Here is a 19,444-nt window from a genome sequence, read left to right on the forward strand (position 1 = left end):
AAAAGTGGCGGACTCAGCAGGATTCGAACCTGCGACCGCTCGGTTCGTAGCCGAGTACTCTATCCAGCTGAGCTATGAGTCCGTGTCTTGCCGCGCATTATAGGCTGCTGAAACATTTTTGCAAGAACTTTTTCGTTTAAAATCAACTACTTAGCGTTCTTACAACTTGCAGCAACCTAAGCGAATAATGGCGGTGAAGGGGGGATTCGAACCCCCGATACCCTTATGAGGTATACTCCCTTAGCAGGGGAGCGCCTTCGGCCACTCGGCCACCTCACCGCAACACGAGGCGAATATTAAACAGGTTCTTCCTCGTCTGCAACCCTTTTTTTGAAAAAAACTTCAAAAGAATTAAAGGCTTGGCTCCTCGTCCTTCTCGTTCTTGATCCGCAGGTAGATTTCCTCGCGGTGAACAGCCACTTCTTTTGGCGCGCTGACGCCGATACGTACCTGGTTGCCTTTGACGCCGAGCACCGTCACGGTGATCTCGCCATCGCCAATGACCAGGCTCTCCGCACAGCGACGAGTCAGAATCAACATAGCTTTCTCCTTACGCAAAACATTCAGGGATAACAGTCTTTAAAATTTCAGCCCGGTCGTGGACGTCGACGCAGGCTGCTGTGCTTCATACGCAGGCCTGGACGGGGCCTGCGCAACGAGCAGAAACGCGAAGGGCGCGGCAAGCCGCGCCCTTCCAGGCAAGGCCTTACTCGCTCTGTCGAGCCGGGGCGTCAAGCTCGAAGGCGGTGTGCAGGGCGCGCACCGCCAGTTCCAGGTATTTCTCCTCGATCACCACCGACACCTTGATCTCGGAGGTGGAGATCATCTGGATGTTGATGCTCTCCTTGGCCAGCGCTTCGAACATGCGGCTTGCAACGCCTGCGTGCGAACGCATGCCGACGCCGACGATGGAAACCTTGGCGATCTTGGTATCACCGATCACTTCACGGGCACCGATCTCGCGCGCGGTGTTCTGCAGCACGCTCTGAGCCTTCTCGTACTCATTGTGCTGTACGGTGAAGGTGAAATCGGTGGTGTTATCGTGGGCGACGTTCTGCACGATCATGTCCACTTCGATGTTCGATGCACTGATCGGGCCGAGAATCTTGAACGCCACGCCTGGGTTGTCCGGTACGCCGCGAATGGTCAGCTTGGCTTCATCACGGTTGAAGGCGATACCGGAAATGATCGGCTGTTCCATGGATTCCTCTTCATCGATGGTAATGAGGGTACCCGGACCCTCCTTGAAGCTGTGCAGCACGCGCAGCGGGACGTTGTACTTGCCGGCGAATTCCACCGAGCGAATCTGCAGCACCTTGGAGCCGAGGCTGGCCATTTCCAGCATCTCTTCGAAGGTGATCTTCTCCAGGCGTCGTGCCAGCGGCACGACGCGAGGGTCGGTGGTATAGACGCCATCGACATCGGTGTAGATCTGGCATTCCTGCGCCTTGAGCGCAGCGGCCAGGGCGACACCTGTGGTGTCGGAACCACCCCGGCCGAGTGTGGTGATGTTGCCGTGCTCATCCACACCCTGGAAGCCCGCCACCACGACCACACGCCCGGCCTTGAGATCAGCGCGGATTTTCTGGTCGTCGATCTGCAGGATGCGCGCCTTGTTATGGGCACTGTCGGTAAGGATGCGTACCTGGTTACCGGTGTACGACACGGCAGGCACACCGCGCTTGGTCAATGCCATGGCCAACAGCGCGATGGTGACTTGCTCGCCCGTGGACACGATCACATCCAGCTCGCGCGGAACCGGATGCTCGCTGATCTGCTTGGCCAGGTCGATCAGTCTGTTGGTTTCGCCGCTCATGGCAGAGAGCACGACCACCAGGTCGTCGCCTGCCTCACGGTGCTTCTTGACCTTGTCGGCTACCTGCTCGATCCGCTCGATGGAACCGACAGAGGTGCCGCCAAATTTCTGTACGATCAACGCCATTTCAATGGTGCCTCAGCCCATACAGGGCCCCAAAAAACAATCCAACCTGAAGGACAGGACGACTCACCCCAGCGGGGCCAGGAGCGCAGTTCGCGCTCAAGCCGCCCTGCCCTTCATCTCAAAGTCCCTGCTCTGCGAACGGCACGGCCAGCGCCAGGGCCTGGTCCAGGGCCGCGACGTCGACGCCGCCACCCTGTGCCATGTCCGGACGCCCGCCGCCCTTGCCACCCACTGCCGCAGCGGCTTGTTTCATCAGATCGCCAGCCTTGAGTTGGCTGGAGAGGTCTTTGGTCACGCCGGCCACCAGCACGACCTTGCCCTCATGCTCACTGCCCAGCAGGATCACTGCATGACCGAGCTTGTTCTTAAGCTGATCGACCAGGGCGAGCAAGGCCTTGCCATCCTGCCCGTCTACACGGGCGGCAAGCACCTTGGCACCCTTGACTGCCACAGCCGCGTTGGAGAGATCATCCCCGGCGGCGCTGGCGGCCTTGGCCTGCAGCTGCTCGAGCTGCTTCTCCAGCTGGCGGTTGCGCTCAAGCACAGCCGACAGCTTGTCGATCAGGTTGTCGCGGTTACCCTTCACCAGTTGCGCCGCTTCCTTGACCTGCTCCTCGGCAGCGTTCAGGTAAGCCAGCGCAGCGGCACCGGTCACGGCCTCGATACGACGCACGCCCGACGCCACGCCGCCTTCGCTGATGATTTTGAAGACGCTGATGTCGCCTGTGCGCTTGGCATGAATGCCACCGCACAGCTCTACCGAAAAGTCGCCGCCCATGGTCAGCACGCGCACCGTATCGCCGTACTTCTCGCCAAACAGCGCCATGGCACCCTTGGCTTTGGCCGTCTCGATGTCGGTCAGCTCGGTTTGCACAGGCGTGTTGCGGCGTACTTCGCGGTTGACGATGTCTTCCAGCGCCTTGATCTGCTCAGGCTTCACCGCTTCGAAGTGGCTGAAGTCAAAGCGCAGGCGCTGGCTGTCCACCAGCGAGCCTTTCTGCTGCACATGCTCGCCCAGCACCTGGCGCAAGGCTTCATGCAACAGGTGGGTAGCCGAGTGGTTCAGGGCGGTGGCGTGCTGCACATCCGCGTCGACCTTGGTTTGCACTGGAGAGCCTACGACCAGCGCACCGGTGGCGACCACGCCGTGATGCAAGAAGGCGCCACCGGTCTTGGTGGTGTCGCGCACGTCGAAGCGCGCCGAGCCTGCCTGGATGTAACCGGAGTCGCCCACCTGGCCACCGGACTCGGCGTAGAAAGGCGTGCGATCCAGCACGATCACGCCTTCCTGGCCCTCGCCCAGTTGGTCAACCGACTGGCCATCGTGATACAGCGCAATGATCCTGGCCGAGGCCTCGGTGGCCTCGTAGCCCAGGAACTCGGTCGCACTGTCGACCTTGACCAGGCTGTTGTAGTCCATGCCAAACGCGCTGGCAGAGCGTGCACGCTCGCGCTGGGCCTCCATTTCACGTTCGAAACCGGCCTCGTCGATGGTGAGCTCGCGCTCACGGGCGATATCGGCAGTCAGGTCCATCGGGAAGCCGTAGGTGTCGTAAAGCTTGAACACCACATCGCCCGGCACCACGTCGCCCTGCAACTGGGCCAGGTCCTGCTCGAGAATGCGCAGGCCCTGCTCAAGGGTCTTGGCGAACTGTTCTTCTTCGGCTTTAAGCACACGCTCGATATGCGCCTGCTGGCTGCCCAGCTCCGGAAACGCTTCACCCATTTCGGCAACCAGCGCGGCGACGATCTGGTAGAAGAAGCTGCCCTTGGCGCCCAGCTTGTTGCCGTGACGGCAAGCACGACGAATGATGCGGCGCAGCACATAGCCACGGCCTTCGTTCGAAGGCAGCACGCCGTCGGCAATCAGGAAACCGCAGGAACGGATGTGGTCGGCTACCACTTTCAGTGAGGCCTGCCCCTCGTTGCTGCAACCGATGGCCGTGGCCGCCGCTGACAGCAGGTTCTGGAACAGGTCGATCTCGTAGTTCGAATGCACGTGCTGAAGCACGGCGCTGATGCGCTCCAGGCCCATGCCAGTATCGACCGACGGCGCCGGCAATGGGTGCAGCACGCCGTCGGCTGTACGGTTGAACTGCATGAACACGTTGTTCCAGATCTCGATGTAACGGTCGCCGTCTTCTTCGGGCGAGCCGGGCGGGCCGCCCCAGATATCTGCACCGTGGTCATAGAAGATTTCGGTGCACGGCCCGCATGGACCGGTGTCGCCCATGGTCCAGAAGTTGTCCGACGCATAGGGCGCGCCCTTGTTATCACCGATGCGCACCATGCGCTCGGCGGGCACCCCTACTTCCTTAGTCCAGATATCGTAGGCTTCGTCGTCGGTGGCATAGACCGTGACCCAGAGCTTGTCCTTGGGCAGGTTCAGCCACTTCTCCGACGTGAGGAAAGTCCAGGCGAAGGTGATGGCGTCGCGCTTGAAATAATCACCGAAGCTGAAGTTGCCCAGCATTTCGAAGAAGGTATGGTGACGTGCGGTGTAACCGACGTTTTCCAGGTCGTTGTGCTTGCCACCGGCGCGCACGCACTTCTGGCTGCTGACAGCACGGGTATAGGCGCGCTTCTCCGCTCCGAGGAAACAGTCCTTGAACTGGTTCATGCCGGCATTGGTGAACAACAGGGTCGGGTCGTTATTCGGAATCAGCGAACTGGACGCGACTCGGGTATGCCCCTGTTCTTCGAAGAAGCGAAGGAAGGCTTCACGGATTTCTGCGCTTTTCATAGGATCTTCCACGGAAACGGCGGCCCATCAGGGCAAAGCGTCGACGAAACGACGGCAAAGGGCCGCATTATATCGGGCCTGCAGGCTTGGTGCAGTGAGTTTGTGCTATTGAAATGGCCGAATCGGCTATTGGCAGCGTCAAACGCATCAATCATTTATCACGCCTGATGCTAAATCCCTGGCTTCCTGGCTGGCAACTCCTGAAACCGCTGTCTGCCAACGGTAGACCCGACATGCGCCCTGAACACCGAGGGTCATCAAGCAAACGCGGTAGCCGGTTACCGCTGAGCCGCCCTGGCCGGGGCTTAAGGTGCTTTCCTCGAAACCAGAAGGATATCGCCAATGCCTCAAGCCAATCTTGTCGTATATACCCCCGCCGGCCTGGTGGAGCAGCATGTGCTGCCCTATCAGGACCAGGCGTTCATCATCGCGCGCGAAGATCAAATCGTGCGGGTGCAGGCGCTGCGACCCCGTGTCACGCTGTCTGTCGAAGCGCATGCCAGCGGCGTGATGCTGCGCAGCAGCGGCTTGCGCTACGAACTGGCGCTGATGGGCGACGACATCCTTCACGTTCGCACAGGCTCAGGGGATGACCGTGTACACGTGGCCATCGCGGTCGCCAACCAGGTGGTGCTGGAAACCGGTGATGGCAACGACATCATTAAAGTGGAAGGTGTGGCCACTGCTGACAGCACCGCCGTCGGGCGAGTGATGATCGATGCAGGCCCAGGCAACGACCTGATCGAAACCACGCGCCTGCAGCAAGTCGAGATTGATGCCGGTGCCGGCAACGACACCGTGCACAGCGGCGCAACCCATGCCTTCATTTACGCAGGCGAAGGCGAGGATATCGTCAAGGTTGTCGAAGGCAGGGCCGTGATCGAGGCACTCGACGGCCATAACCGCCTCACTACCGGCATGCTTGACGACCGCTTGTACGGTGACGCTCGCGCTATCACACCAGAAGGCGGCTTCACAGCGCCTGTGCTTTATGACCTTACCCAGACAACTCTGCCCGCCGACTACCTCAAGACGTTTCTGGTGCAGGGCGAGGCGCACTACATCGAGAAGGTGAACCGTCAACTCAACCTGCTCCGGGCCAGCCCCACCGCCTCGGTATTGCTCCATGACCTGGTGACCAACGGTGCGCGGGTGATCATCTCGAGCATAGAGGCACTGGACAACGCCGATGCTGACTATGACCCTGGCCAGGGTGACCCAACGATTCGCAACGGCAAGCGCGGTGCACGCGCACTCAATTGCCGCATCGGTTACAACCCGCTGGCTCAGCGCCCTGACACGCCTTCAGTGGTCATGCTCTATCACGAACTCTGCCATGTCTGGAATTTCGTCACCGGCAGCGTCACGGACGAGCCGGAACGGCAGGCCGTTGGTTTGGAGGCGGGGCTACAAGGCTTCGACTACGACGACGATCCGGTCACCCCGCCAGACACCAGCAACCCCTTCCCCTTCAATGAGAATGCACTGCGCTTGGAGCTTGGCCTGCCAGCCCGGCAGACCTATCCGTAGGCAAGATTGGACACAGACTCCGGTGGATCACCGGCCCATTCAATACAGCTTCGGCTGAGCCTAAATAACTACCGCACCCAGCAAAGCCGGCAGGCTTAGCCTGAATGCTCTTGAACAGGAGATCATACCCATGACTGCAGTAACCCAAACCTTCAATATCGACGGCGGCGACAAAAGCGAGCGTTTGAGCTTCGGGGAAATGGACGAAGCGTTAGCCTACGATGCTACAGACGGCGAAGAACGTCTCGGGTCTCGTGTCTATTTTGGTTACGAGCTGTACAAACTCTATTCGGCTAACAAGTTCAACATCCAACGAAGGCTGATCGAGGCTTTCGACGACGATGTGAAGGTTGGCACTCTCGATGAAATCCAGGTCTGGCTCAATACTGCGAACGTTAGCCTGAGCCAGGAGTGCGGCCTGGATCTGGAAGTGGACGGGGTGTCGCTGAGACTGAACAGGTCCACACCCGATCAGCGTGTGCACTTGCTGTTCAGCGGCGAGGACATTCCAGCAGGGTTGACCGATAACGCCGATGGCACACTGCGCGTGGATGCCAATGCTAGCGATAATGCGCGTTTCGAAACCACTGCCATCGACCACCTCTTCATCTACGGCACTCCGCAGTTCCAGAACCGGGTGTATGAGCAGCTCGCATTGCTGTCGGGCTACCCTGATTTGAAAAAGGCATTGGACGCTGCCCGTCAAGGCTACGCCAACGTACCCGACATCGTGCTCATGCAATGCCATGCAGGCCCGGCGCAACAGGGACCAGGCTTCGACCTGAGCCGCGTCATCCCAGCCAAATACGCCGATTTGCTACCCGGTGAATACACCGCTGTACTGTACGACCCTTACCAAGCCAAGGGCTTGGACGGCCTGACTGCACTTGCCAGGATGCTGCAGGACGCATACGAAGCCTTGGCTCCGGGCGTACTGCTACCGGCTCAGGGTACCGACATCTAAGGTTCAGGCCAGATTTTCACCGTCATCAGGCACCACGATGATCCCCGCCCTAAGGCCATTACGCACCTTGGGGTTGGGGAAGATGATCCGTGCGCCCTCTTCTTCGATTACCCAGCGCACGCCAGCCAGGTCATCGGCCAGCAGGTAGCCTTTGTCCAGCGGAGAGAAATTCTTGATGTCGGCTGGCAGGTGCAAGCGGAAACCGTCGCTGTGCTTGATGACCTCACGCGCCACGCGAAACAACTGCAACCCCTCCAACGACCCGCCGTCATCGGGTTCGGTGGCCTGAAGGATGTGCACTAGCCGTGCTTCGAGCTTGTCCAGATTCACCGCGTCGTTCTGGCCAAAAGGGCGGGCCTTGCCCAGCTCAAGGGTAAAGGACTCGGCATCGAGCTGCTCGTAGGTAAAGGCACTGAACGTGATCGAAGGCTTGCACTGCAAGAGCACCGCCTCCATGCCCGCCGCAGCCAGGCGGGCCAGTTCACGCCGGGAATGTGTGCGCCCTTGCTTGAAGGGATACAGCGCGAACTGCTCGATCCTGGAGCCTCGAATGGCCGTGTGCAGGTCGTAGTGCAAGCGACTACGCCCAGGCTTGCTGAAAAAGACCCGCGCGAATTGTTCGAGCTCGGCAGCGCGCAACGCCTCCGGCCCGCTTGATTGCTCGTGGCGACCATTGAACAGGCGGTTGATGTCCTGTTCGACGAACCGCTCACCATTGACGATGGCCGCCGGGTTGCCGAACAGCAACAGCACCCGCGCCCGAGGCACGATGTCTCCACGTGCAACACCATGCAGCAGACGTTCGAGCAACTCGATCGGGGCGGTCTCGTTGCCGTGAATACCTGCAGACAGCAACAGGTCCAGGCCGCAGTCGTCAGCGGCGCTGGGGCTCACTTCCAGAGCTCCCTGCCCCAGCCAGCGAAGGCGCACGCCCCTGGGCGTCACTTGGGTCTTCTCGGCCGGTTCATGGCCGGTGAGGGTCAGCTCAAGCAATTTGCCAAGGGCGAGCATGGCGGGCGTCCTCAGTGATGGTGGCCGCAGTCCGGACCGTGAACGTGATCGTCGTCTTCGCCGACGTCGGCCGGCTCCATTTCCAGCTGCAGGCTGACCAGGTTGGTCGCCAGGGGGCGCAGCAGCAGGTTGGCATATTCGGCGTCGCCCTCCTCCACATCCACCCCGATCAGCAGTTGGCCGCGGCCGTCCTGCTGGATCCATACTTCCTTGCCTTGCCACATCACGGCAAAGCGCGTGCACGAAGTTTCCAGCTGAGTGCCGTCTTGATCTTCCAGGATCAGGCGCAGGGCGTCGGTCATTGCAATTCTCTCTTCATGGTTGGCGTTGGAACGGGTATACCGAGCCCAACTTGAGTATCTGGGTCAATTCGTCCAGTGCCGTACGGCACTCCTGCAGCAACAGAGGATCGGCCAGGTCAGCGTCGACCAGACGGTCACGGTAGTGCCGATCGACCCACTGCAGCAGTGTCTCGTACAACGGGGCGCTCATGATAACGCCTTGGTTCACCGCCGCCAGTTCCGTTTCGTTCAGGGCCACACGCAGGCGCAGGCAAGCCGGCCCGCCACCGTTTTGCATGCTCTGCTTGAGGTCGAACACCTGCACCTCCCGCACCGCTGTGCCCAGGCTGGTAAGCTGCTGCAGATACGTCCAGACCCGCTCGTTGTTGCGGCACTCTTCCGGCACCACCAGCAGCATCGACCCATCGTCGCGGCTGAGCAGCTGGCTGTTGAACAGGTAGGAGCGCACGGCATCCTCTACCGAAACGGTGGCACGCGGCACACAAATGGCCTGCAACTCACCGCCCTTGGCCGCCAGCTTGGCACGAAGCTCGGTGAGCACGGCCTCGGTGTCGAGAAACGCATCCTCATGGTAGAACAGCACTTCCCCATTGCCGACCGCGATCACATCGTTGTGAAACACACCCTGGTCGATCACCGCGGGATTTTGCTGAGCATAGACCACCGCGTCGGCGCTGAGCCCGTGCAGGCGGGCCACGGCCTGGGACGCTTCGAGGGTTTGCCGGGCCGGGTATTCCTGAGGTGCCGGGTAGCGGCTGTCGAAGGCACTGCGGCCATAGACGAAGAACTCGACCCCAGCCTGCCCATAATCGCGGCAGAACCGCGTATGGTTCGCGGCGCCCTCATCGCCGAATTGGGCGACGCTCGGTAAGGCGGGATGGTGACTGAAATGGGCCTCGTCCCCGAACATGGCTGCCAGCACGCGACTGGTAGTGGGGTGCTCGATACTGCGGTGGTATTTGCAGTTGAGGTTGGCAGCAGTGAAGTGCACCCGCCCATCGGCCGTATCGGCGCTGGGGCTGACTGTCGCGGCGTTGGCCACCCACATGCTCGACGCCGAGCAACTGGCAACCAGCAGCGGCATGGCCTCCCGTGCGGCGCGCTGGATCACCTGGGCATCGGTGCCGGCGAAGCCAAGCTGGCGCAGCGCGGCCACATCGGGGCGCTCCTGGGGCGCCAGTACCCCCTGCTTGAAGCCGAGGTCGGCCAACGCCTTCATCTTCGCCAGCCCCTGGCGCGCCGCTTCGCGCGGGTTGGACCCTTGGTGGCTGTTGCTCTGGGAGGCCACGTTGCCGTAGGACAAGCCACCGTAGTTGTGGGTAGGCCCTACCAGGCCGTCAAAATTCACTTCGTATGCTTTCATCGGCAAGGCTCCGACCATCGTTATAGTATGACGCCCGGCGCCAGGGTGGCCGGCAAGGTCAGGCTGGTGGCCTCCAGCGACGCGACGGGGTAGGCGCAGTAGTCGGCTGCGTAGTAGGCGCTTGCCCGGTGATTGCCACTGGCGCCCACCCCACCGAACGGCGCGCTGCTGGCTGCACCGGTGAGCTGGCGGTTCCAGTTGACGATGCCTGCGCGGCTGTGTAGCCAGAAATGCTCATAGCGGGCCTGGGAATCGCTGAGCAACCCGGCAGCCAGGCCATAACGGGTGTTGTTGGCTTCGGCGATGGCCGCCTCGAAATCGGGGTAGCGCAGCACCTGCAGCAGCGGCCCGAAAAACTCCTCATCCTTGCGCAGCGTCACGCCCGTGACATCGACGATACCCGGGGTCAGCAAGGCGGCATCATGCTGCGGCTGCGTCATCTCCAGCAGGCTGACGCCGCCCTTTGCAATCAGCTCAGCCTGGGCGGTCAGCAGCGCCTGCGCCGCCTGCAGGGAAATCACCGACCCCATGAACGGGGCCGGTTGCTGATCGAAAGCACCTACGGCCAGGGTACAGCTCACCTGGACCAGCCGTTCCAGCAACTGATCGCCCCATGGGCCCTGCGGCACCAGCAGACGGCGTGCGCAGGTGCAGCGCTGGCCCGCCGAAATGAAGGCCGACTGAACGATGGTATAGACCGCAGCGTCAAGGTCCTGGACTTCGTCCACTACCAGCGCGTTGTTCCCGCCCATCTCCAAGGCCAGAATCTTGTCGGGGCGGCCGGCGAACTGCTGGTGCAGAAGGTGGCCGGTACTACTGGAGCCAGTGAAGAACAACCCATCGATACCGGGGTCGGCGGCCAAGGCCACGCCCGTTTCACGGCCACCTTGCACCAGGTTCAACACCCCGGCGGGCAGGCCCGCGGCAATCCAGCAATTGACGGTCAGCTCGGCCACCTTGGGCGTCAGCTCACTGGGTTTGAACACCACGCAGTTTCCAGCCAGCAGCGCCGGGACGATATGCCCGTTCGGCAAATGACCGGGAAAGTTGTAAGGCCCGAATACCGCCACCACGCCGTGGGGCTTGTGGCGCAGCACCGCAGTGGCGTCAGCCAGAGGGCCGCTCTTCTCGCCGGTGCGCTCACGGTAGCTCTGCGCCGAGATTGCCACCTTGTTGATCATGCTGGTGACTTCGGTAGCCGATTCCCACAAGGGCTTGCCGGTTTCCTCGCCAATGCAATAGGCCAGCGCGTCGGCATGCTGTTTTAGCTGCGCCGCAAACTGTTCCAGCACCTCGGTGCGCGCCTGCAGGCTCATGTGCGCCCAGGCAGGAAAAGCCTGGCGCGCAGCCTGTACGGCAGCCTGTACCTGGCCTGCATCAGCCCCCTGCCCTTGCCAGACGGTCGCCTGGCTCACCGGGTTGAGCGATGCCAGGGGCTCGCCGCGCCCGGCTACCCAGTTACCGCCGATGTAATGCGTGGTCATTTACTGGCCCTCCCGGGCGGCCGACAGGGGCACGGCCCGCACGTTGTCGCCTGCACCCATGCGCAGGCGCTTGGCCGTCAGCGGGTCGACCACCAACGTACCCGCCGCCAGCCGAGCCGGGGCGGCCGTGATGCGGCAGTCGTCGCGCTTACGGTTGTGGATGATGAATGGCGTGGCATCCTCACCAGGCGTACCGATGGCCAGTACCAATGTCTGGCTGTCGCGTACCGCGCGGATGCGGGCCGTATCGCATTCGATGGCAGGCCCGGCGTCGAAGATGTCCACGTACCCCTGATAAGTGAAGCCTTCCTGTTTGAGCATGGCCAATGCCGGCTCGGTGTCGGCATGCACCCGGCCGATCACGCTGCGCGCCGCTTCGGACAGGAAGCAGGTGTAAAGCGGGAACCTGGGCATCAGCTCGGCGATGAACGACTTGTTGCCCACCCCCGTCAAGTAGTCGGCCTGGCTGAATTCCATCTTGAAGAAATGGCGGCCCAGGCTCTCCCAGAACGGCGAGCGCCCTTGGGCATCGGACATGCCACGCATCTCCGCCATGATCTTCTGGCCGAACAGCTCGGGAAACTCGGCGATGAACAGCATGCGCGCCCGGGACAGCAGCCGACCATTGAGCCCTGAGCGGTAGTCATGGCGCAGGAACAGCGAGCACAACTCGGAATTGCCGGTCAGGTCGTTGGCCAGGAACAGCGTGGGGATCTCGCGGTAGATCTTCAATTCCTGGGACGCACTGACGGTAAGCCCGACGCGGTAGTTGTACCAGGGCTCGCGCAGGCCTACGGCGCCAGCGATGGCACTGATGCCCACGACCAGCCCTTCGTCGTTTTCCAGCACGAAGAGGTAGTCGGTATCACCGCGCTCGGCTTCACCGCGAAAGCTCTTTTCCGCCCAGCCGACGCGATGCTCCAGGCGTTCCTCGTTGGCAGGCAGCGTGGTCAGCCCCGTGGTGCCGGTGCTGCGTGCCAATTCGATCAACGCAGGCAGGTCGCTGCTGCGTACAGGACGAACGATCATGCTATCTCCTTGTGCGGCGGCATCAACCGGCGCGAAACTCTGCTAATCCTGCAAGATTGCGGGCGGCGCTCAGGCCGCGACCAGCCGCACACTGGCACCCTCACCCACCCCCAGGGCGTCGGCCACCTCCTGGCTCAGGCTGACGGGCTTGCCAGGTACCCAGTCCAGTTCCACCAGCACGGCACGGTAATCTTGCAGCTGGCCGTTGCAGACCAGGTACGGCCGTGTGCCGCGGGCCGCAACCGGCTCGATCTTCACGGGCGCCACGCGGCTTTGCGCAATCGAACGAATACCCGAGGTACGGGCATGCAGGGTGGGACCGCCATCGAAGATGTCGATGTAGTGCTCGGTTTCGAAGCCTTCGCGCATGAGGATGTCGAAGGTGATCTGTGCCCGCGGATGCACCTGGCCCATGGCTTCCTGCGCAGCGTCAGGCAGCAAGGGCACATAGATGGGGTAATGAGGCATCAGCTCGGCCAGGAACGTGCGGCTCTTGAGGCCGCACAGGCGCTCGGCATCGGCATAGCTCAAGTCGAAGAAGTTGCGCCCGATGGCGTCCCAGAAGGGCGACTCGCCCTGCTCGTCGCTAAAGCCGACGATTTCCGTCACAACCGACTCGGCAAAACGCTCGGGGTGCGATGCCATGAACAACAGGCGACCCCGTGAGTTGAGCTCGGCCCACCCACTGCCCACAAGCTCGGGCAGCACGTAGAAACTGGTCAGCAAGCTGTTGCCGGTCAGGTCGTGACACAGCGACAGGACGTGAATCTTGTTGTGGATCTTCAGTTCCCGCGAGGCGTGGACGAACGTTTCGTTGCGAAAACTGTAGAAAGGCTCGGAATACCCTGCCGAGGCGACTATGGCCGAGCAGCCAGCCAGCTTGCCGGTCTCGCTGTCTTCGAGCACGAAGAAGTAGCGCTCCTCGCCATTGAAGCTGACCTCGGCGGCGAAGGAGGTCTCGGAGGCGGCGATCTTGTCGCCCAGCCGAGCGCTGTCGTCCGGCAACGAGGTGACACCAATGGGGCTGTCCGCAGCCATTCGCTGCACTTCGTTCAGATCAGCCATTTGCGCCGGGCGCATCACCAGCATGGTGTCACTCCTTGGAAAACGCGCTGCCAATGGCGGCGCGTGAAAAAGGCAGGCGCCAGGCGCCTGCGTTGGAATCCGGGCTCACCGGCCGGTGTTGCACCGGCGCGGCGCCAACCCTGCGAGCCGGCTCAGCATTGGGTCAAGGTGATCACGGCACGTTCGAAGCGCTGCAGGCCTTCGTCGATCTCGGCATCCTCGACCACCAGGCTAGGTGCGAAACGCACCACGTCAGGCCCTGCCTGCAACACCATGACGCCTTCCTTCTCAGCGGCGTTGAGCACGTCCTTGGCCTTGCCCTGCCAGGCCTCGGAAAGCACACAACCGATCAGCAGGCCCACGCCGCGCACATGACTGAACAGCCCATTGTCGCGGCCGATCTGCTCCAGACGAGACTTGAAACGCTCATGCTTGGCCTTGATGCCTGCCAGGGTCTGCGGGGTGTTGATCACGTCCAGCACGGCGCAGGCCACCGCGCAGCCCAGCGGGTTGCCGCCATAGGTCGTACCGTGGGTGCCGACAGCCAGGTGCTTGGCCAAGTCATTGGTGGTGAGCATGGCGCCGATGGGGAAGCCGCCGCCCAGGCTCTTGGCGCTGGTCAGGATGTCGGGCGTCACGCCATAGTGCTGGTAGGCATACAGCGACCCGGTACGACCGACACCGGTCTGCACCTCGTCGAATATCAGCAGGGCATTGTGCTGGTCGCACAAGGCGCGCGCGCCTTCCAGGTAGGCCTTGTCAGCCGGCACCACACCACTTTCGCCCTGGATCGGCTCGATCACCACAGCGCAGGTCTTGTCGGAAATGCGCGCCTTCAACGCTTCCAGGTCGTTGTAGGGCACGTGGCTGATACCCGTGATTTTCGGCCCGAAACCATCGGAATACTTTGGCTGGCCGCCCACGCTCACGGTAAACAACGTGCGGCCGTGGAAGCTGTTGAGCGTTGCGATGATCTCGTGCTTTTCAGGGCCGAAGCGGTCGTGGGCTACACGGCGGGCCAACTTGAACGCCGCCTCGTTGGACTCGGCGCCAGAGTTGCAGAAGAACGCTCGGTCGGCAAACGTGGCCTCAACTAGCTTGTGAGCCAGGCGCAGGGCCGGCTCGTTGGTGAAGACGTTGGATACATGCCACAGGGTATTGGCCTGATCGGTCAGAGCCTTGACCAAGGCCGGATGGCAGTGGCCCAGGGCATTGACAGCGATGCCACCGGCAAAGTCGATCAATTCACGGCCAGTCTGGTCCCAGACACGGGAGCCCTCGCCTCGCACAGGAATGAAGGCCGCCGGGGAGTAATTGGGGACCATGACCTGATCGAAATCGGCACGTAGCACCGGGGCTTGCTCAACGGACATCTGAGTCTCCTGAAGAGGATCGCTGACCTGGAAGTGGCGAGCGATGGGGGGGATTGTAAGGAACGATCAGCGCGTGGCCTTGCGGCCAAGCGACAACTTGTTACAGCGCAAAACCGGCATTCGGGCGGGCTTTCGGCAATGCGACAAACACTGTCGCAATCGCGCAGTGTACGGCAGAGAAGAAGCTGGGTGAACGGGTGTTCACCTCGTTGTGCAGCCCGGGCGTGCCGGCACGTCGACTAACCTTTTTCAGCCGGCCCGGAGCTCAGTTCGAACGGGCTACTGTTGCGTCGCTGATTGCGGTCTTCACGGGGGGTGGCGCCAAAGAAGTTACGGTAGGCGCTGGAGAAATGCGGGCCGGAGGAGAAGCCGCACGACAGGCCTATCTGGATGATGGACTTGCTGGTCTGCATCAGCATCTGCCGTGCCTTGTTCAAGCGCAGCTCCAGGTAATACTGGCTCGGCACCCGGCTCAGGTATTGTTTGAAGATGCGCTCGAGCTGTCGCCGTGACACGCAGACATGCTGGGCAATTTCATCGGTGGTCAGCGGCTCCTCGATGTTGGCCTCCATCAACAGCACCGCCTGGGTGAGCTTGGGGTGGCTCGAGCCCAGCCGGTTCTGCAGCGGGATGCGCTGGCGCTCACCGCCCTCGCGAATACGCTCGACCACCAGTTCCTCGGACACCGCGCCTGCCAGCTCAGCGCCATGGTCACGGGCCAGCACTGCCAGCAACAGGTCGGTGACCGCCATACCGCCGCAGGCCGTCAGGCGATCACGGTCCCAGTCGAATAGATGACTAGTGGCGATGACCTTGGGGAAGCGCTCGGCAAAATCGTCCTGCCAGCGCCAATGCACGGCTGCGCGGTAACCGTCGAGCAGGCCAAGCATGGCCAGTGGGTAGACTCCGGCAGACAGCCCGCCAATCATGCAGCCGCTGCGGGCCAATTGCTTGAGCGCCGTCGACAGCGCAGCCCCGATGTTGCCCGGCGCCTCATCGGCCATCAAAAACAGCTTGTGGCACCCTTCCAGGCGCCCGTTCCAAGGTTCGCCGGGCATGCGCCAGCTGCCTTCGACCGGGGCTTCGGCTTGCAGGAACAGGGTTTCGTAAACCACGTCGGGATGGACCCGCTGCGCCACCTGCAGGACTTCTTCGGCCAGCGCCAGGGTCAGTGGCCGGGTGCTGGGCCAGATGAGAAAACCAATTCGCTGGGTGGTCATAGGGTAAGGTCCGAAACCTGAGATCGTTCGATTCGATGCGCCGGGTCAGGCTGCGCGTGACACGCAGCATGCCCTATCGTGGTGCAAAAAAGCAGCTTTTACTTCAGGCTGCCGGACAGGAACTGCTTCAGGCGTTCCGAACGCGGGTTGGCCAGCACCTCACGGGGGCAGCCGGTCTCTTCGACCAGGCCCTTGTGCAGGAACACCAACTGGTTGGACACCTCGCGGGCAAAACCCATTTCGTGGGTCACCACCACCATGGTCCGGCCTTCCTGGGCCAGTGCCTGCATCACCTTGAGCACATCGCCAACCAGTTCAGGGTCCAGGGCCGAGGTCGGTTCGTCGAACAGCATGACCTCTGGTTCAACGGCCAGTGCGCGCGCAATGGCCACACGTTGCTGCTCGCCACCGGACATGTGCCCCGGGAAGGCATCCTTGCGGTGGGCAACCCCGACCTTCTCAAGGTAGTGCTCGGCCTTCTCCAGTGCCTCCTTGCGGCTGACCCCCAGCACATGCACTGGCGCCTCGATGATGTTCTCCAGCGCCGTCATGTGCGACCACAGGTTGAAATGCTGGAACACCATCGCCAGGCGCGAGCGCATGCGTTGCAGCTGGCGCGCATCAGCTGCCTTGAGTGCGCCATCCTTGCCGGGGGTCAGTTTCAGCTCTTCGTTGTTGAGCAGTATCTTGCCTGCATGGGGCTGCTCCAGCAGGTTGATGCAGCGCAGGAAGGTGGACTTGCCCGACCCACTGGAGCCGATGATGCTGATGACGTCGCCTGCCTTGGCCGCCAGGGAAACGCCCTTGAGGACCTCATGGCTGCCGTAGCGCTTGTGCAGGTCTTGGACTTGGAGTTTGTACATGCTGTCGATTCTCACAGAGCGGTCAGTGCTTGCGCGGCGCCAGGTAGCCGAGCCAGCGGCGTTCGGCCATCTTGAACAGGCGCACCAGGATGAAGGTCAGGCACAGGTAGAACACGCCCGCCGTGATGTAGGCCTCGAAAGGCAGGTAGTACTGGGCATTGACCGTGCGCGCGGCACCGGTGATGTCGATCAGGGTCACGATCGACGCCAGGCTGGTGGTTTGCAGCATCATGATCACTTCATTGCTGTATTGCGGCAGCGCACGGCGCAGCGCAGACGGCAGCAGGATGCGTCGGTACATCTTCATGCGCGACATGCCCATGGCCTTGGCCGCCTCGATCTCGCCATGGGGCGTGGCTTTGAGGCTGCCGGCAACGATCTCGGCGGTATAGGCGCTGGTGTTGATGGCAAAGGCCAGGCACGCGCAGAAGGTTGCGCTGGACAACAAGGGCCAGAACACGCTGGCCCTGACGGCCTCGAACTGCGCCAGACCATAGTAGATCAGGAACAGCTGCACCAGCATGGGCGTGCCACGAATGACGTAGGTGTAAAGCCAGGCCGGCAGGTTGACCCACGGGCGCTTTGACACGCGCATCAAGCCCAGCGGAATGGCCGCCAGCAAGCCGAAGAACAACGAGACTGCCAGCAGCTTGAGGGTGGTGAGCAGGCCGTCGAAATACATCGGCAACGCTTCCCAGACCACGTTGTAGTCGAAGATCATAATTCGGTCACCTTGACACCCACCGAGTAGCGGCGCTCCAGATACTTCAGCGCCAGCAACGAGACGCTGGTCAGCACCAGGTACAAGGCGGCCACTGCCAGGAAGAAGGTGAAGGGTTCACGGGTGGCATCGGCCGCCTGCTTGGCCTTGAACATCATGTCCTGCAGGCCGACCACCGAAATCAACGCCGTGGCCTTGGTCAGCACCAGCCAATTGTTGGTAAAGCCTGGAATCGCCAGGCGAATCATTTGCGGCACCTGGATGCGGAAGAACACCTGCCGGGCATTCATGCCATAGGCGACCCCCGCCTCGGCCTGGCCCTTTGGAATGCCCAGAAATGCACCCCGGAACGTTTCCGAAAGGTAGGCGCCGAAAATGAAGCCCAGCGTACCGATACCTGCCAGCAGCGGGTTCAGGTCGATATAGTCTTCGTAGCCCACCAGCGGCGCCACGCGGTTGATGATGTCCTGCCCGCCATAGAAGATCAGCAGGATCAGTACCAGATCCGGTATGCCGCGAATGACCGTGGAATACAGGTCGCCCAGCCAGGCCAGCCAGCGCACGGGCGACAAGCGCAGCGCCACGCCGATCAGGCCGAGCACGATGGCCAGGGCCATCGACGAAAGGGCAAGCTGTAGCGTCAGCCACGCCCCATCGAGGATGACTGCCCCGTAGCCTTTCAACATGTTGAGGTCCTCGACCTAGAGAATGAAAAATGGTGCAAACCTCAGCGCTTCTGCTGTTTGCACCATTGCATAGCGATTGACGGCTGACTCAGTTCGCGTCTGGGCCGTAGATGTCGAAGTTGAAGTATTTCTTCTCGATCTCTTTGTACTTGCCATTGGCACGGATGGCATCGATGGCCGCATTGATGCGATCGACGTTGGCCTTGTCACCCTTGCGCACGGCAATGCCGACGCCGTCACCGAAGTACTTCACGTCGGTGAAGGCAGGGCCTACGAACGCGAAGCCCTTGCCGGCATCGGTCTTGAGGAAGCCATCTTCCAACAGCGTGGCGTCGGCCACGGTGCCGTCCAGGCGACCAGCCGCCACGTCCAGGTAGATTTCGTTCTGCGTGCCGTATGGCACCACGGTGGCGCCTTTGGGCGCGAGCACTTCCTTGGCGAAGCGATCGTGGATCGAGCCACGCTGCACGCCAATCTTCTTGCCCTTGAGCTCATCGAGGCTGTCGGTGACCGCGGTACCTTCCTTCATCACCAGACGCGCCGGGGTGAGGTAGTAACGCTTGGTGAAGTCCACCGACTTCTTGCGGTCTTCGGTGATGGACATCGAAGACAGGATGGCGTCGATCTTGCGCACTTTCAGCGCAGGAATCAGGCCGTCGAACTCCTGCTCGACCCAGGTGCACTTGGCCTTCATCTCTTCGCACAGGGCGTTGCCGATGTCGTAGTCGAAGCCGGCGATGCTGCCATCGGGCTGCTTGAAGGCAAAAGGAGGGTAAGCCGCTTCGATACCGATTTTCAGCGGTTTTTCATCGGCCTGCGATACCAGGGAAAACACGGACAGCGCCAGGGCGCCAAGCAGTGCGAGCTTCTTCATCAGGTAACTCCATCGGTACGGGGCAATACAAGGCAGGTAACAGCTGCCCGATATGCGAATGGTTACAACGCGAGCCGCGCAGGGTTCGACCAAGGTCGCAGACCACGAGCGAGTGAATGGCATTTTAACGACAGCCCGGTAGTCGAAATTTCTTCAAAGCGACAACTACTTACAGAAGCGCCTGAAACCGCTGCGGGCGATGTTGACAGCCAATGCAGAATATGCAAAAGCGCAAGAGGTTGAACCCATGAATCTAGCAAATCCTGGGCCTATT

General features: G+C 61.6%; 17 protein-coding genes and 2 tRNA genes. 2 read left to right on the forward strand and 17 right to left on the reverse strand.

Annotated elements, in window-relative coordinates:
* Window positions 1-5: 5 nt before the first annotated feature.
* The 5 genes from FS777_RS11130 to alaS form a co-directional block, all read right to left on the reverse strand.
* Window positions 6-82 (reverse strand) — tRNA-Arg (locus FS777_RS11130).
* 106 nt (window positions 83-188) lie between these two features.
* A tRNA-Ser gene (locus tag FS777_RS11135) sits at window positions 189-279 on the reverse strand.
* Between the two features lie 72 nt (window positions 280-351).
* Complete coding sequence (csrA, locus tag FS777_RS11140) at window positions 352-540, reverse strand: carbon storage regulator CsrA (RefSeq protein ID WP_058637619.1); 189 nt, start codon at window positions 538-540, stop codon at window positions 352-354.
* A 166-nt stretch (window positions 541-706) separates the two neighbouring features.
* Complete coding sequence (locus tag FS777_RS11145; RefSeq protein ID WP_023533761.1) at window positions 707-1,942, reverse strand: aspartate kinase; 1,236 nt, start codon at window positions 1,940-1,942, stop codon at window positions 707-709.
* A 118-nt stretch (window positions 1,943-2,060) separates the two neighbouring features.
* Window positions 2,061-4,685, reverse strand: a complete 2,625-nt coding sequence (alaS, locus tag FS777_RS11150; RefSeq protein ID WP_145255461.1) for an alanine--tRNA ligase — start codon at window positions 4,683-4,685, stop codon at window positions 2,061-2,063.
* 342 nt (window positions 4,686-5,027) lie between these two features.
* Here alaS and FS777_RS11155 point away from each other — a divergent pair, with 342 nt between their 5' ends.
* Both FS777_RS11155 and FS777_RS11160 read left to right on the forward strand, forming a co-directional pair.
* On the forward strand, window positions 5,028-6,215 hold the full coding sequence (locus FS777_RS11155) for a M91 family zinc metallopeptidase (RefSeq protein WP_058637617.1): 1,188 nt from the start codon (window positions 5,028-5,030) through the stop codon (window positions 6,213-6,215).
* 130 nt (window positions 6,216-6,345) lie between these two features.
* Window positions 6,346-7,179, forward strand: coding sequence for a hypothetical protein (locus FS777_RS11160; RefSeq protein ID WP_058637616.1), 834 nt, complete (start codon window positions 6,346-6,348; stop codon window positions 7,177-7,179).
* A gap of 3 nt (window positions 7,180-7,182) precedes the next feature.
* On the opposite strand, the gene astE is transcribed toward FS777_RS11160, so the two are convergent.
* From astE to FS777_RS11220, 12 genes are all read right to left on the reverse strand, one after another.
* Complete coding sequence (gene astE, locus FS777_RS11165; protein WP_058637615.1) at window positions 7,183-8,190, reverse strand: succinylglutamate desuccinylase; 1,008 nt, start codon at window positions 8,188-8,190, stop codon at window positions 7,183-7,185.
* Window positions 8,191-8,201: 11 nt separating this feature from the next.
* Window positions 8,202-8,492, reverse strand: a complete 291-nt coding sequence (locus FS777_RS11170; RefSeq protein ID WP_058637614.1) for a hypothetical protein — start codon at window positions 8,490-8,492, stop codon at window positions 8,202-8,204.
* A 13-nt stretch (window positions 8,493-8,505) separates the two neighbouring features.
* Entirely contained in the window at window positions 8,506-9,855 is a 1,350-nt protein-coding gene (gene astB / locus FS777_RS11175) for an N-succinylarginine dihydrolase (protein ID WP_145255464.1), read from the reverse strand.
* 20 nt (window positions 9,856-9,875) lie between these two features.
* Window positions 9,876-11,339: a succinylglutamate-semialdehyde dehydrogenase gene (gene astD / locus FS777_RS11180; protein WP_145255467.1), complete on the reverse strand. Its 1,464-nt coding sequence runs from the start codon at window positions 11,337-11,339 to the stop codon at window positions 9,876-9,878.
* Window positions 11,340-12,368, reverse strand: a complete 1,029-nt coding sequence (gene astA / locus FS777_RS11185) for an arginine N-succinyltransferase (protein WP_023533743.1) — start codon at window positions 12,366-12,368, stop codon at window positions 11,340-11,342.
* A 69-nt stretch (window positions 12,369-12,437) separates the two neighbouring features.
* Window positions 12,438-13,457: an arginine/ornithine succinyltransferase subunit alpha gene (gene aruF, locus FS777_RS11190; RefSeq protein ID WP_023533801.1), complete on the reverse strand. Its 1,020-nt coding sequence runs from the start codon at window positions 13,455-13,457 to the stop codon at window positions 12,438-12,440.
* Between the two features lie 128 nt (window positions 13,458-13,585).
* Window positions 13,586-14,806 (reverse strand): aspartate aminotransferase family protein, encoded by a 1,221-nt coding sequence (locus FS777_RS11195; protein WP_145255470.1) that lies wholly within the window; start codon window positions 14,804-14,806, stop codon window positions 13,586-13,588.
* 239 nt (window positions 14,807-15,045) lie between these two features.
* The gene (gene argR / locus FS777_RS11200; protein WP_145255473.1) at window positions 15,046-16,026 is read right to left on the reverse strand and encodes a transcriptional regulator ArgR; all 981 of its coding nucleotides are present in this window, start codon (window positions 16,024-16,026) and stop codon (window positions 15,046-15,048) included.
* Between the two features lie 98 nt (window positions 16,027-16,124).
* Window positions 16,125-16,889: an ABC transporter ATP-binding protein gene (locus FS777_RS11205; RefSeq protein WP_027915914.1), complete on the reverse strand. Its 765-nt coding sequence runs from the start codon at window positions 16,887-16,889 to the stop codon at window positions 16,125-16,127.
* Between the two features lie 22 nt (window positions 16,890-16,911).
* Window positions 16,912-17,610, reverse strand: a complete 699-nt coding sequence (locus FS777_RS11210) for an ABC transporter permease (protein ID WP_023533799.1) — start codon at window positions 17,608-17,610, stop codon at window positions 16,912-16,914.
* A complete protein-coding gene (locus FS777_RS11215; RefSeq protein WP_058637609.1) occupies window positions 17,607-18,296 on the reverse strand; it encodes an ABC transporter permease in 690 nt (229 codons plus the stop codon). The genes FS777_RS11210 and FS777_RS11215 overlap by 4 nt, the downstream gene beginning before the upstream one ends.
* 88 nt (window positions 18,297-18,384) lie before the next feature.
* Window positions 18,385-19,170, reverse strand: a complete 786-nt coding sequence (locus tag FS777_RS11220) for an ABC transporter substrate-binding protein (RefSeq protein ID WP_027915913.1) — start codon at window positions 19,168-19,170, stop codon at window positions 18,385-18,387.
* Window positions 19,171-19,444 lie beyond the last annotated feature (274 nt).

Source organism: Pseudomonas sp. DE0157, from assembly GCF_007678615.1.
Taxonomy (GTDB): Bacteria; Pseudomonadota; Gammaproteobacteria; order Pseudomonadales; family Pseudomonadaceae; genus Aquipseudomonas; species Aquipseudomonas parafulva_B.

What these genes read in the sequence shown, in the direction of transcription:
- alaS (WP_145255461.1), bottom strand. Translation starts at nt 4,685, where the DNA reads ATGAAAAGCGCAGAAATCCGTGAAGCCTTCCTTCGCTTCTTCGAAGAA.
- aruF (WP_023533801.1), bottom strand. Translation starts at nt 13,457, where the DNA reads ATGCTGGTGATGCGCCCGGCGCAAATGGCTGATCTGAACGAAGTGCAG.
- FS777_RS11220 (WP_027915913.1), bottom strand. Translation starts at nt 19,170, where the DNA reads ATGAAGAAGCTCGCACTGCTTGGCGCCCTGGCGCTGTCCGTGTTTTCC.
- FS777_RS11210 (WP_023533799.1), bottom strand. Translation starts at nt 17,610, where the DNA reads ATGATCTTCGACTACAACGTGGTCTGGGAAGCGTTGCCGATGTATTTC.
- astD (WP_145255467.1), bottom strand. Translation starts at nt 11,339, where the DNA reads ATGACCACGCATTACATCGGCGGTAACTGGGTAGCCGGGCGCGGCGAG.
- FS777_RS11170 (WP_058637614.1), bottom strand. Translation starts at nt 8,492, where the DNA reads ATGACCGACGCCCTGCGCCTGATCCTGGAAGATCAAGACGGCACTCAG.
- argR (WP_145255473.1), bottom strand. Translation starts at nt 16,026, where the DNA reads ATGACCACCCAGCGAATTGGTTTTCTCATCTGGCCCAGCACCCGGCCA.
- csrA (WP_058637619.1), bottom strand. Translation starts at nt 540, where the DNA reads ATGTTGATTCTGACTCGTCGCTGTGCGGAGAGCCTGGTCATTGGCGAT.
- FS777_RS11205 (WP_027915914.1), bottom strand. Translation starts at nt 16,889, where the DNA reads ATGTACAAACTCCAAGTCCAAGACCTGCACAAGCGCTACGGCAGCCAT.
- FS777_RS11160 (WP_058637616.1), top strand. Translation starts at nt 6,346, where the DNA reads ATGACTGCAGTAACCCAAACCTTCAATATCGACGGCGGCGACAAAAGC.
- FS777_RS11155 (WP_058637617.1), top strand. Translation starts at nt 5,028, where the DNA reads ATGCCTCAAGCCAATCTTGTCGTATATACCCCCGCCGGCCTGGTGGAG.
- astE (WP_058637615.1), bottom strand. Translation starts at nt 8,190, where the DNA reads ATGCTCGCCCTTGGCAAATTGCTTGAGCTGACCCTCACCGGCCATGAA.
- FS777_RS11215 (WP_058637609.1), bottom strand. Translation starts at nt 18,296, where the DNA reads ATGTTGAAAGGCTACGGGGCAGTCATCCTCGATGGGGCGTGGCTGACG.
- astB (WP_145255464.1), bottom strand. Translation starts at nt 9,855, where the DNA reads ATGAAAGCATACGAAGTGAATTTTGACGGCCTGGTAGGGCCTACCCAC.
- FS777_RS11195 (WP_145255470.1), bottom strand. Translation starts at nt 14,806, where the DNA reads ATGTCCGTTGAGCAAGCCCCGGTGCTACGTGCCGATTTCGATCAGGTC.
- astA (WP_023533743.1), bottom strand. Translation starts at nt 12,368, where the DNA reads ATGATCGTTCGTCCTGTACGCAGCAGCGACCTGCCTGCGTTGATCGAA.
- FS777_RS11145 (WP_023533761.1), bottom strand. Translation starts at nt 1,942, where the DNA reads ATGGCGTTGATCGTACAGAAATTTGGCGGCACCTCTGTCGGTTCCATC.